Source organism: Providencia sp. JGM181, assembly GCF_018257375.1.
Taxonomy (GTDB): Bacteria; Pseudomonadota; Gammaproteobacteria; order Enterobacterales; family Enterobacteriaceae; genus Providencia; species Providencia lanzhouensis.
Window position 1 is genome coordinate 1 of the sequence record NZ_JAERJY010000103.1, and the last position, 12,992, is coordinate 12,992.

Below are 12,992 nucleotides of genomic sequence, written 5' to 3' on the forward strand. Positions count from 1 at the left end.
AGATAATTATACTTAATTGAATATTATCTATCCCCTACGAAATTAATGATTTTTCTCGGTACTTTATTTACAGCAACATGAAGGCTTGCCTGTTAATTCTGCTTCTTGGATTGGCGGGCATTTCACTGTGCCATAAGAACAAAAAACGCAGCAATCCCCTTCTAATGGCTTTAATAATACACCGCAACCTGTGCATTCATAAAACCACTGACAAGCATTGGTTGGCATCTCTTCTATTTTCGAAAATCCACATTCTGGGCATGTAATTTCAGATATCAATTCAATTTTAGCTTGACTCATTTGATCCTCGATAGGGTCTTTCCCAATAAATAATACTATTTATCTTACAAAATCATGTTGCTCTTATCCTTGCGCCAAATTAGGTTTCCCGCACAAAATAAAAATGCAGTTCCAATAGCATTTCCCGCAAGGTTGATATACAGTTTTCCACTTTTTTCAAAGCACCCTAGATTTTGGAGGCGAAATGTTTATTGGTTTTGACTACGGAACATCTAACTGCTCCGTCGCAATCATGAAAGATGGTAAACCTCAATTGTTACCCCTTGAAGGCAGCAATTTTTATATTCCATCAACCTTGTGTGCGCCGACAAGAGAATCGGTTTCAGAGCACTTATTTCGCCATCTGAATATTTCTCCAACAGACTCAGTTGGTCAGCAAATCCTCCGACGCTCTATTGCGTTTAATCAGGATGAAGGCATTGAACTGGAGCCGGAAGATATTGTTTTCGGGCAAGCTGCGCTGGACTTATATTTAAGCGATCCTCGTGATGTCTACTATGTAAAATCACCTAAGTCTTTTTTAGGTGCATCAGGCTTACACGAAACCCAAGTCAGTTTCTTCGAAGATTTAGTGTGCGCCATGATGGCAAATATCAAGCATACTGCCGAAGCAAGTACCCAACAAACCATCACTGACACCGTGATTGGTCGCCCAATTAACTTCCATGGACGTGGTGGCGAGCTAGCGAATCAGCAAGCGGAAGCTATCTTATTAAAAGCCGCTAAACGTGCTGGATTTCAGAATATTGCGTTCCAGTTTGAGCCCGTTGCCGCAGGGTTAGAGTATGAATCCACCCTCACCAAAGATCAGACCATTTTAGTGGTGGATATTGGTGGGGGAACCACCGACTGCTCACTGATCCAAATGGGGCCTAGTTACAAAGATAGCCACGATCGTACAAGTTCTTTGCTAGCACATACAGGTCAACGTGTTGGCGGAAACGATCTGGATATTTTCATTGCCTTAAAACAGTTAATGCAGCTTTTTGGTATGGAAAGCCAGTATCAATCGGGAATCAAAATGCCTCTATTGCAGTTTTGGAACCCGATTGCCATTAATAATGTGGAAGCGCAAAAAGAGTTTTATTCTCGCGCGAACCTCAATGCATTAACCCGCTTACAACAAGATGCTCAAGAGCCAGCCTTGCTGGCACGTTTGCTCGAGGTTTATCACCAAACGCTGGGTTACAGCATAGTACGCAAAGCGGAAGAGGCAAAAATCGCACTCTCTGATGAGCAAAATTACTTGGCGAAAATTGCATTATCTAAAGAGCTGCTTGAAGTGAATATTGGACGTGATCAGCTAATTGATGCGATTGAATCACCAAAAAGCAAAATGATTGAGTTGGTGAAAGAAGCCGTTGTACAAGGTGGTGTTCAACCGGATGCTATTTTTGTCACCGGTGGTAGCGCCCGCTCGCCTATCTTACATCAAGCGATTCAAGAACAACTGCCGAACATTCCCATTGTTCGTGGTGATGACTTTGGCTCGGTTACCGCTGGGTTAGCCCGCTGGGCGCAAACCTGCTTTAAATAATCGACTTCCCAATGCCGTTTTTGCGGCATTGGGTTTTCACGATCCTCAACTACTCCTCGAGTAAGCGCCCTTCTTTTAAGTAACTGATTTTATTTGCCATTAACTGAGCTTCATCTTCACTATGAGTCACTAACAGCGCCGTCTGTCCCGCTGCACGTAAAATATCCCGCACTTCTTGCCCTAAGCGTTTTCGGCTATCTGGATCAAGGCTAGAAAGCGGTTCATCCAGCAACAGCACCGCTGGCTGTGGCGCTAACGCTCGTGCTAATGCAATACGCTGCTGCTGACCACCCGACATTTCGTGAGGATAGCGTTCCGCTAAGCCGCTCAACTCAACCAAGGTTAATAGCTGTTGAACGCGTGCGTGTTGCTGCTCTTTAGGCTGTTTTCTTAGCCCAAATGCCACGTTCTGCGCCGCCGTTAAATGAGGAAACAAGGCATAATCTTGGAAAACCATACCAACATTACGCTGTTCAGGCGGAAGATGAAGATTTGGACCCGCTACACAGCGCCCACCCACGTAGATGGTTCCTTGCTCTACCTGCTCAAACCCAGCAATCGCTCTCAAGGCAGTGGTTTTTCCGCATCCTGAAGCCCCAAGTAAACAGCCAATTTCCCCAGCATCAATATGCAAAGAGAAACCATTAAGTACATGGTTACGTTGATGTTTGCTGCCATAAGAAACATGGACATTGTCAAGAACTAAGGTTGAATCTGACACTGAAGACATTCCTTAACATAATCATTTTTATTGAGACGACCGTTTTGATTGAGATGATGTTAGCTGACTGCGCGCTAGGAGGATCACAGGCAATGTCCCTGCCAGCACAATTAATAGTGCCGCAATCGCGCCCTCTTCATAGGTTCCTCGCGCTGCCTCCGCATATAGCGAGGTTGCCAACGTCTCAAAATTCACCGGACGTAAAAGTAATGTGGTCGGCAACTCTTTCATCGCATCCGCAAAAACCAATAAAGCACTGGTGACGAGTGCCGGACGTAATAGCGGAAGATGCACACGAAAGAACGTTCGCAGCTCGCTTTCCCCTAACAGCCTTGAGGCTTGTTCCATACTCGGCGGAATACGGGTTAACCCAGCATCAATCGCCCCAATGGAGATAGCCATAAATCGAATCGAGCAGCAGATAACCAATAAAATTCCCGTAGATAACAGCGGTAATCCTCGAAAATCCAATAGCTCCGCCAGAAAATTATCCAGCGCCATACCCGGTGTTAACAAACCAATCGCCAATACCGTTCCTGGTACTGCATAACCCAGCGACGCAATTTTCATTAAGGCTCGTCGCCACTCTTGAGATGAACCAGAAATTGCACTCGCTCTGGCATACCACGCCACCACAATGCTCACCAACGTCACAACGACGGTGACACCCGCCGCTAGCAATAATGAGTTTTGTAGTGATTGCAACAGGCTGCTTGAGATTGTCATGCTGTCACTGATGCGTTTAAGGCTTTCCCACCCTAAAAAAAGTGCCGGTGCTAAAAAACCTAACACGACAGGTAGCGCGGTGACACACGTCGCTAATATGGCGCGCCATCCCGTCAAACGCGATGGCAAGATCCCGCGCATTTGCCGTCCAGTACTGTAACGCTGATTTTTTCGACCGTAATATTCTAATGCTAGCAACAAGATAATCACGGTTAACATCGAGCAGGCAATTTGCGCCGCAGCGGGTAGATCAGAGCGAGTCACCCATGTGGTGTACACCGTCACGGTCAATGTATTCACACCTAAAAATTCCGATGCGCCGATATCATTGAGGGTTTCCAGCAGAGCGAGGCTAGTACCCACTACTAAAGCAGGGCGCGCCATAGGTAACGCCACTCGGAAAAATGTTCCCGTGGAACTGAGCCCAAGGGTTCGAGCCGCTTCCAGCAAATGGGCTGGCTGGCTCATAAACATGGCTCGCATGGTCAAGTAAACATAGGGATAAAGCACCAGACCCAGCAGCAAAATGGCGCCCGTCATCGAACGAAGATCAGGAAGGCGGAATTGGCGCGGCGAGTCGTACCCTAACACGCTACGAATAAATTCTTGAATCGGTCCAATAGGATGCAGTAAATCTAACCATGCAAACGCTACAATGTAGGTTGGCATAGCAAGGGGCAGTAGCAGCGCCCAGCTAAACAGCTTTCGACCAGGAAAATCAAACGCGGTCACCAGCCAGGCACACCCCGCGCCAATGGTCATCACCATGGCACCAACACCCAGCAATAAAATTAAGGTATTTAAGGTGGCATCGGGAAGCACATAGCGCATCAAATGTTCCCAATGACTGAATCCTGAGCTTGCAGCCAGACCTAATAAAAACAACAAAGGGGTCAGAACGCCAAGCGTAATGACCACCACGGAGAGAGTTAATGGCGAGAAACCAACACGCGGCAGCCCGAAAGCCCCGCGCGTAGAGGCTAAGCCAGTTTTATTGATCGAATCCAACTTTATCTACCAACTGACTCGCTTGTTTACGGTATTTCACAATTTCGGTAAGTGGGAGGGTATCCACATTGATTTCCCCAATCGCGTTATTGATAGTGGCATCCAGTGGAACACCTTTGCGAATTGGGTATTCATAGTTTGCTTGCGCGTACAGTTGCTGAGCAGGAACAGAAACCAGATATTCCATCAACTTAACCGCTTCTGCTTTATGAGGAGCATGGCGTGCAACAGCTGCGCCAGTGATGTTGACGTGTGTTCCACCGTTAGTAAAGGTTGGCTGAACCACTTTGATAGCATCCCCCCATTTACGTGCGTCAGTGCCTTCTTTGGCATTTTTCATATGACCCACATAATAAGAGTTCGCTAAACCAACATCGCAGATACCGCCAAGAATATCACGCGCGACATCGCGATCACCGCCCGTCGCTTTACGGGCTAAGTTGGCTTTCACGCCGCGTAACCATGCTTCCGTTTTCGCTTCACCGTCGTGAGCAATCATTGCTGCCACTAACGCTGTGTTATACGGGTGCTGACCTGCGCGGATACAAATTTTGTCTTTCCATTTTGGATCGGCTAAATCTTCATACGTGATGCTAGTTAGCGGTAAATCTTTTTCCGCATACAGCACTCGAGCACGCATAGATAAACCAAACCATTGGTTATCTTTGTCGCGTAATGAAGCCGGAATAGCGTCAGTTAATACTTTTGAATCAACAGGCTGGGTAACGCCTGCTTCAACTAAATCGATAAGGTTCCCAGCATCCACCGTCATTAATAAGTCCGCAGGGGAGTTTTTACCTTCCGCTTTGACACGCTCTAACATACCGTCTTTGACATAAACAGTGTTGACGTCAATAGCAGTTTCTTTGGTAAAGGCATCCAGCAGTGGCTGGATCAGTCCTGGCTCACGAGTGGTGTATAACGTTAAGGAATCTTTTGCCATGGCAGGCAGTGCACAGGTAATAATAAGCGATGAGGCCAACGTAATTAAACGCGTTTTATTACGTAAAAAATACATTTTTTTCAACATGTTGCTATCTTCTCCAAGGTGAAGTGATGCTTAAACTAGTATATTGAGTATTTTTAACTGGTCGAAAAAAGTATATTGATAACCAATCTCGTTTGCAAATTGTTTTCATCGGTTAATAATACGCATTAATGACTATTAAAATTTATTTATAATTTATTATTTGGTATTTATTCTTTTGTGAAGGATTTTTTGCAGGTGGTCTATGGTCTGTATTCAGGATTTGTAAAATAACAGCCAATATTACCAAAACGATAGCGATGACCATATTCTACAATAATATTAATAGGTTGAGTTATTATCGATGGGAAAATGATAAAAGATCCACTGCCCCTATCACAACGGATCATCCGAATTTTTGCTAAGCATATGAATCTTTATTTAACGCAAAAAGGCTCAAGATATTTCTTCTTGAGCCTTTTCATCTATCTAATTCAATTCACTAGTCATACATAAATGTCACGCCAATCACCGACTGCACTTTCCCTGCCGTCACCTGACCTTGAGTTCTAGAATATCGCGCGCTTAGTCCTAAGTTCACCGCTGAACTTCCTACTCGACCTAACTGAACGTTTTGGTTTGCTGGAATTGCATTACCATTGCGAACCATTTGGATCCCTACTCCTTTTGCGGCATTAGCACCAGACAGTGTATTAGCAAAAATATTGCTGCTCGTATCGGTTGTTCCCGTTAAATAGTAGGAGATATTTTGGCTCGAAGCACAATAGATAGATAACGGTACCGGCTGAGCACTTCCCGGATATTCCGGTAAGTTGACCACCACATTACGCGAAGAAACATCACAACCACCAATAGGCACCACAACATCATTGTTGGCATACAAGTTCCATGTAAAGGTCGATGTATTGACGTTACCGCCCCCCACGATGTTAGAACCAACTTGGTACATTACCAATGTTGCAAAGTGGGTTCCTCGATTAACCACTACACCACCCGCAGCAGAAATAGGCGTTAAATACAATTGGGTATTCCATGCGGTGTAATTGCCTGATGGAAAATCTTGCTGGTGAGTTGGGTTAGTCAAAGGGAACGTATAGCTTGAGCCATAATATCGCAATGAGCCTCGAAAGTTATTCAATACCCCACCATAAGCGGAACCACGGATCATATTCACTTGGTCACGTCGTGCTGATGGGTCATCATTCTTACAAAATATTGAATTCGACAAATCCACCACTAAGTTTTGACCAGCTTGAACACTTGGCTGCAAGTTAACATACGCATTGGCGGTCACTGGGCTTTGTGTGTAGCTTAGAACGTTTCCTGTTGAGTCGTAACAGGTAAAAGCAGACACCGAAGAAACCCCAGCAAAATAGATAAATGAGTTAACACAAATTAATTTAACTAGCTGTTTTATATTCATAATATTGCTCACAGATACGTGTAGGTGACATCAATTGCCGCTTGGATGGTGCCTTGTGTCGCCCCGCCTCTCACCGATATTGCTCTTACTTGTAAAGGAAAACTCGTTGAAAGCGTTGCATCGCTGACTGGCATGCGTTTTTGTGCGCCGTTATTTAAGTTATTGCCCGATGAATCTTGAAGTTGCAGCTGGATATTGCCTGCCGTACCTTGGTTTTTGTAGTATCCCACCGAATCAGCGACACCTTTAAAGGTCGCCATAACTACCGATGTACCAACAGGGCAATTGGTCAAATCCAGCGACACAGTATGCCAATCCGATGCCGACCCCGGTGAGGTCAAATTGAACGTGTAAAGATCACCCAGATCCACATTGGCTGTCTTGGTTGATACCGTACAAGGTTTCGCAACAACGCTCCCATTGACCGTCACTGTTACGTCAGCCGCGTGTGTGGAGGTTATTGATGAAGATAACAGCCCCAAAAATAAAGCTGTCATCATTGTTGATTTATACGTCATTCATCGCATCCTCTATTTACTGGAATTCGAGCGTAAATGTGGCGGTTGCTCGAATATGCCCTGCCGTAACGGGCAATTTTGACGCCATTAGACGTGCATTGAAATTGAGCGTATTGGCTTTTCCTGCCACTAAAGGCGTCCATGCAATATTATTTGAGTCCGCATTGAGGACTAATGGGTCTTTAGCACTGTCTAAAATCTGAATTCCTGCCCCTGTCGCATTTGCGCTACCGGGTTCTAATGCCAGCAAGGTTTTATTACTCGAGTCTGCTATACCGACAAACCCGACTTTGACTGCTGTTACCGCAGAACCGCAAGGTGTTAGCTCAATACGAAACGGTACCGTTGGCGTCACTTCCCCCACTGAGTGCAGCTGTTTCACCGCATTCAGTAGCAAATCCACCACTTGATTTTGTGAGCCAGGAGCCACGGCACAAGTGTTATCTCGTACATTGCCTGTAATGTTAATGGTGCTATCCGCCGCCAATGCATTGGAACACAAGCACAAAGAGGTCAACATTGAGGCTAAGAAAATATTCGATTTATCAAACACTATGGGCTCCTTAGAGGCACTCGGCACTATACTTACTGAGGATTTCATATTGGCTTTCTGCTGGCAGTGTGTAATTGACCTTACACTGAGCATCCGCCCCATCTCCCCAACGTGCGATTAATTGTCCGGTTAACGGCAAACCAGTTAAGTAAACTTGCCCATCTTCCGCCACAATATTGCCACCACTATTTTCACCAGAAGAAACAACCGAGCCGAATGGCACTGGTTTTCCATGGCGAGTTAATGTCATCAGCACTTTGACCCCAACTTTCGGTTGGAAATCAGCGCGAACGACAGCGCCACGAGTTGGCACCACATTCAGAACGGGATCATCCAGATCCACGTTATTCGCTAACGTATTGGTATTCAAAGCAATACGGTTTTCACGATATTCAGTGGCATAAGGTAATACCGCATAGCCCCGCCAGTCAGTCTCAACCCCGGTTTGGTTTTCGACTTTCACATGTCCCGCACCCGGCGCTTTCACTAATACCACGGTATCGTTCATTGGTTGGCTCAGCGTTAATCCATTTTCATGAGCTAAGACGCCCCCACTCACACCGTAGTAAACTTGGCGAATATTATCGGCATAGCTATAACCGACGTTGGCATTTCCATAAGCCCCGCGATAGTTCAGTGACGTATAGCCTGTCCCCGAAGAGTTACCTTGTCCACCGCCTGCATACCCAGCTTGAACGCTATAACTTAAGTTATTGTCTTCCAATAACGTTCCGTATAAACCGGCGGTGTTGTTTACGCGACCTTTGAGATCGTGAGAAACGTTGTAACTTGCGCTGGCATTACGCCAGATAGACTGACTGTCTGAACGTAACCAATGGCTAAAGGGAATGTTGACGTTCAATGCCAGCATTTGGTCGTTGCCATCCTGCCATGAGTTTTTGGACAGACTGTAACTTAATCCCCAACTAATCCCTTTAATCAGTGTGTTAATCCCTACCTGTAATTGCTTATCCGCTTTACTGGTATTCCAATATGTTTCATGACTTCCCGTCACATACATAGTGGATTGCTCACCCAACTGCTGGGTTAGAGTTAACTGAATTTTTTCGCGCTTGTTATAAGCTAAGTTGTAATAGTCAGAAAACTTAGGTGTCACTTGGATAATGCCGTCTTGCGTCGCAAGGTTATACCCTGACATCCGTTTGTACGTCGTATCCGCAAATGAGTAATAACCCTTTGTTGAATACCGATAACCCGCCAGCTGAATAATCGTTCCCGTTTCATTCAGAGATTTGTTATATAAGAAACGAATTGACTGACCTTGATGGTTGCTGTCATCCGGTAATTTGGCATTGGCATGGGTAATATCGATAGATAGCGCCCCAAAGACACCGATATTTTTACCTATCCCTGCGTTAAAAGCTTGGTAACGATTGGCTAACTGAGTTCCGCCATAGAGCGTCCAGCCATATGACAAACCGTGCAGTAACGTAGTTTGTAAGAATGTCGGTTTTTCCTGATTGCCGCTTCCCGAACGATAATCCCCTACAGTAACGGCATATTGTGTATGCCCTTCACGTTGGAGCAACGGAACAGATGAATACGGCACGGTGAAGCTCTGTACGGATCCATCCGCTTCCGTGATCGTCACATGCAAATCACCACTATTCCCCGCTGAATAGAGATCGTTAATCACAAACGGTCCCGGTGGGAATGTGTTGCGATAAATCTCATAGCCATTTTGCTTAACAGAGACATCCGCTGTACCGCGAGCGATCCCTCGGATCACGGGCGCAAATCCTTTTTGGCTTTCAGGCAGCATATTGTCGTCCGAGGCTAATTGAATGCCTCGGAAGTTAACACTGTCGAAAATTTCTCCCGGAGTGTAGCTATCACCCAGCGTTAAACGAGAGCGGATCACATTGATGCCACGCTCTAAATAGGTATTGATATGTTCCCAGCGAGTTTCACTATTTGCTGTGCCTGTGCTGTGGCTCCATGTGGAGTTATCCCGTAAGCGCCACGCACCAAAGTTTAAACCACTTTGTAGATTCAAATAGTTATAGCTACTGTGCTTTCCGTCTTGATTACGTGCGCTGCTTCCCGTCAGGCTATAATTTAAAATCCCTGCCGTGATCCCTGAATCCCAAAGCTCTGGCGGAATAAAACCTCGCGCTTTATCTTTCATAAACAGTTGTGGAACGGTGATATATAACCGTTGCAAGCCCACATCAAATCTCGCCGTTGAATCTTTTACGGTGGATGACAATGGTTCACAGGTATCTTTGGGTTTCGTCTGTAATTCTGGCAGCGCTAATGTATTGATCCCCATCTTGGCCAATTCATTAGGCGTCAAACAAGGGGACAGCTGTTTATCATTTTTATCCAGAACAAAATTCACATCCCGGGTGAGTAAATAGCCATCATTAAGATAAATATCAACACGATAAGTCCCTTCAGGAACTTCTTGCCCTTGTTCAAACGCAGATAAATCTGCGACTGCTGAAGGATCATCCGCTAAGAAACGAGGGTTAAAATATAACTCTGCCGTCGCCCATGTTGGATAAAGGCATGCGCCTATCAAGAATGCCAGCGGAACCAAAGGAAAATGGCGTTCGAATCTGCATCCCAAAAATGATCCTTTTTTTGAAATTAATAGCCCTTTTTCAGATGTCAGATGTGACATGTCCCCTCCGCTCAACAATGTTGCTCAGCAAATTTTCCAATTTGGAATGATGTTTAATTATTTTCGAGAAATAAAAACGTAAGTTTTTACTGCATTTTTCCTGTCATTTTCGGCGTTAGTGCGCCGTAATCATTAATGGTTTGGTAGCTAATAGCACCATTTCCATTGGAAGGAACATTCACTGACGCATCACCAAATGGAGGAACAAGCACGTTATCCAATTTTGCTGCACCGATTTTTAAATCTGTAACTGTGGCAAAATAAGGCGTTGGGTTAACCACAATCAGTGAGCTACCTTGGCGCTTAAAGCGTAATTCTTCAGCCACTTTATCCGGCGCAATAGAGAGACCTGTAGGACGGTAATACAATTTAATGCGGCTAATAATCGCTAACTGCAACGTATTCTCGCTCATGTTCGCTTTGTCCATTGCTGGAATCGCTTTCACATTCAGCCAAAACAGCGTTTCTCTATCTTTCGGTAATTGGTTATTGGTCGCATCAATAATGCGCAATGTATTTTCTTTAACGCCTTTCATCGTAAAAAGAGGCGGAGTGATCGCAAATTGGCTATCTTTTTGACCATTGGCATTTTCAACCCACGATTGGATCAGAAAAACGCCCTTTTCATCATTATTGGTCACGGCAAGTTGAACCTGCTTTTGATCCGCAGGATAAATCACTCGCGTTGCACCTAATGCAACACCTGCATAAACCTGAGTGGATACGGTCGAACAGAGTAAAAGTAATAAGGCGGTAATGAACTTATATGTTTTTCTGGTTTTCATGTTTACATCTGTCCTTTTTTTACTAAAAAATGAAATAAATATGTCACTGTCTTTTTCGATATTTTTATTCATAAGTCAGTGAGAATAATGCTTGAGCATTCGCTTTTCCGCCCATGATGTTCTCGCTCGTCGAACGATACTTAGCAACAAAGTGCAATGTCATATCCCCATCACGCAGGTTCGCCACTTTAAGTGGAGCACTATTCACCGGAATTAAGGTATTTTTTGAATCAAAAATGGCAACTCCCACACCTTTCGCGGTGTTAGGTCCATCACCGATGGAAAAAATATCTGGGTTCCTTTCATTAGCCACACCGTTGAAGGTAATGGATACATACTCGCTAACTGCATTGCTACACTCTCGGAGATGAAGATCAAACGCAGTCGGTGCTGAATCTTGACCTGGAGCCTTGAATGCATTGGTGCGCACTTGCCCCATATTCACTACCAAATTACGGTCTGAAGTTTCAACAGTGCAGCCTTCTGCAATTAATTCCCCTTGAAAGCGCATCCCACCACCAGGAAGTTGAACTTTCCATTTATTCCCAGCTTGCAAAAATGGAGAAAACAGAAGGAGTGAAACTGCCAGCAGCTCTCTCATAAACTTCCACCTTTTGGTTCGTGAATAAAAGCCATCCTTGGCTTATCAAATGGGATATCCCTAATCCTTTTTAGTGATTACTCGTATTGAACAGCGAAGGTTGCATCTGCGTTAGCAACACCAGCAGTTGTTGCACCCAGTGCGAAGTAACGAGCTTGGAATGGCAGAACGTTTGCACCGTCATTCAGAGTGATAGGGTTACTGAATGTTGCACCATCCAGACCCAGAGGCGCGCTCTTACCATCTAAAATTTGGATACCAACGTTAGTCGCTGCACCTGAAGCTGAAGAAGCTACAGATAAAACAGTTGGGTTAGTTGCATCTGCTGCAACACCGGTAAAGGCAACTTTTGCAGAAGTAGCAACTGTTGTATCACAATCGTTTAATTGGATGTTGAAACCAACAGAACCACTGGTATCGCCCAATTTAGCTAATTTAGCTGTACGAACTTGACCTAAACGAACAGTTTGCTCTACAGAACCAGCATCAACAGCACACGCTGCATTCACTAGCTCACCTTTAAAGTGTACCTGGCCGCCGTTTACGGTTGTTGTTGCAGCCATTGCAGCGACTGAACCTAAAGATAAAGCTGAAATAACAACAAGTGCTAGTGATTTAACTTTCATAATATTTCCTTATGTATATTTATTAAGTACAACTTGATAGAAAAAAACAAATACAGACTTCATGACACCATAATTAAAACGACCGAATTTAATTAAATTGCCTAAAACAATTTAATTAAATTTGAATGATTTTAAAAAATAAGGGTCTATCACTCTATTTTCGAGTGTTTGTATACACTAGAATCAAACAGATACTTCATTTTTTCGAAGAAAACATCAATATCTCGGCTACTCATCTCAAGTGCATTAAATAGTATGATAAGCTTGTCAAATGATATATTATTCACACCGTTTTCATATCGAGATATTTGCTGTTGGCTTACATTAATACGCTTTGCCAATTCACTTCCTGTTAATCCTGTGCGCCTACGGTAGTCTTTTAACATCCTGCCAATATTATTTGATAATGGTTCATAGTCTCGCATTTCAAACCTCTCAGATCATATTTCGCTGATTATTTTTTTATATTATCGATATAGGAAAATACGCTTCAGCTGTTATTAAGTTATAGAATTAAAACTGTAGTTAAAAATTGTTTTTTTCGATCGAAAAAGAGCCT

The 12,992-nt window shown here is 44.2% G+C and carries 13 protein-coding genes; 1 reads left to right on the forward strand and 12 read right to left on the reverse strand.

The genetic code is table 11. The features are described from left to right. Window positions 1-63: 63 nt before the first annotated feature. Window positions 64-300 carry a GDCCVxC domain-containing (seleno)protein gene (locus JK188_RS12730; RefSeq protein ID WP_211887811.1) on the reverse strand — a complete coding sequence of 79 codons (237 nt, stop codon included), beginning with the start codon at window positions 298-300 and terminating at the stop codon, window positions 64-66. Between the two features lie 184 nt (window positions 301-484). On the opposite strand from JK188_RS12730, the gene yegD reads away from it, so the two are divergent. Beyond that, on the forward strand, window positions 485-1,837 hold the full coding sequence (yegD, locus tag JK188_RS12735; RefSeq protein ID WP_036952117.1) for a molecular chaperone: 1,353 nt from the start codon (window positions 485-487) through the stop codon (window positions 1,835-1,837). Between the two features lie 49 nt (window positions 1,838-1,886). Here the strand turns inward: yegD and JK188_RS12740 are convergent, their stop codons facing one another. The 11 genes from JK188_RS12740 to JK188_RS12790 form a co-directional block, all read right to left on the reverse strand. Then, window positions 1,887-2,558, reverse strand: coding sequence for an ABC transporter ATP-binding protein (locus JK188_RS12740; protein WP_036952118.1), 672 nt, complete (start codon window positions 2,556-2,558; stop codon window positions 1,887-1,889). Window positions 2,559-2,585: 27 nt separating this feature from the next. Beyond that, on the reverse strand, window positions 2,586-4,292 hold the full coding sequence (locus JK188_RS12745) for an ABC transporter permease (RefSeq protein WP_211887810.1): 1,707 nt from the start codon (window positions 4,290-4,292) through the stop codon (window positions 2,586-2,588). Then, the gene (locus JK188_RS12750; RefSeq protein ID WP_249215521.1) at window positions 4,276-5,322 is read right to left on the reverse strand and encodes a Fe(3+) ABC transporter substrate-binding protein; all 1,047 of its coding nucleotides are present in this window, start codon (window positions 5,320-5,322) and stop codon (window positions 4,276-4,278) included. The genes JK188_RS12745 and JK188_RS12750 overlap by 17 nt, the downstream gene beginning before the upstream one ends. A gap of 439 nt (window positions 5,323-5,761) precedes the next feature. Further along, complete coding sequence (locus tag JK188_RS12755) at window positions 5,762-6,703, reverse strand: fimbrial protein (RefSeq protein WP_211887809.1); 942 nt, start codon at window positions 6,701-6,703, stop codon at window positions 5,762-5,764. A gap of 8 nt (window positions 6,704-6,711) precedes the next feature. After that, a complete protein-coding gene (locus JK188_RS12760; RefSeq protein ID WP_036952250.1) occupies window positions 6,712-7,203 on the reverse strand; it encodes a fimbrial protein in 492 nt (163 codons plus the stop codon). 34 nt (window positions 7,204-7,237) lie between these two features. After that, a complete protein-coding gene (locus JK188_RS12765) occupies window positions 7,238-7,741 on the reverse strand; it encodes a fimbrial protein (RefSeq protein WP_230086558.1) in 504 nt (167 codons plus the stop codon). A gap of 43 nt (window positions 7,742-7,784) precedes the next feature. Then, the gene (locus JK188_RS12770) at window positions 7,785-10,421 is read right to left on the reverse strand and encodes a fimbrial biogenesis usher protein (protein WP_211887807.1); all 2,637 of its coding nucleotides are present in this window, start codon (window positions 10,419-10,421) and stop codon (window positions 7,785-7,787) included. Between the two features lie 86 nt (window positions 10,422-10,507). Then, a complete protein-coding gene (locus JK188_RS12775) occupies window positions 10,508-11,206 on the reverse strand; it encodes a fimbria/pilus periplasmic chaperone (RefSeq protein ID WP_036952256.1) in 699 nt (232 codons plus the stop codon). A gap of 64 nt (window positions 11,207-11,270) precedes the next feature. Beyond that, window positions 11,271-11,807: a fimbrial protein gene (locus JK188_RS12780; RefSeq protein ID WP_154609646.1), complete on the reverse strand. Its 537-nt coding sequence runs from the start codon at window positions 11,805-11,807 to the stop codon at window positions 11,271-11,273. A 77-nt stretch (window positions 11,808-11,884) separates the two neighbouring features. Then, window positions 11,885-12,433 (reverse strand): type 1 fimbrial major subunit FimA, encoded by a 549-nt coding sequence (gene fimA / locus JK188_RS12785; protein ID WP_036952127.1) that lies wholly within the window; start codon window positions 12,431-12,433, stop codon window positions 11,885-11,887. Window positions 12,434-12,582: 149 nt separating this feature from the next. Next, a complete protein-coding gene (locus JK188_RS12790; RefSeq protein ID WP_036952128.1) occupies window positions 12,583-12,858 on the reverse strand; it encodes a helix-turn-helix domain-containing protein in 276 nt (91 codons plus the stop codon). Between the last annotated feature and the right edge of the window lie 134 nt (window positions 12,859-12,992).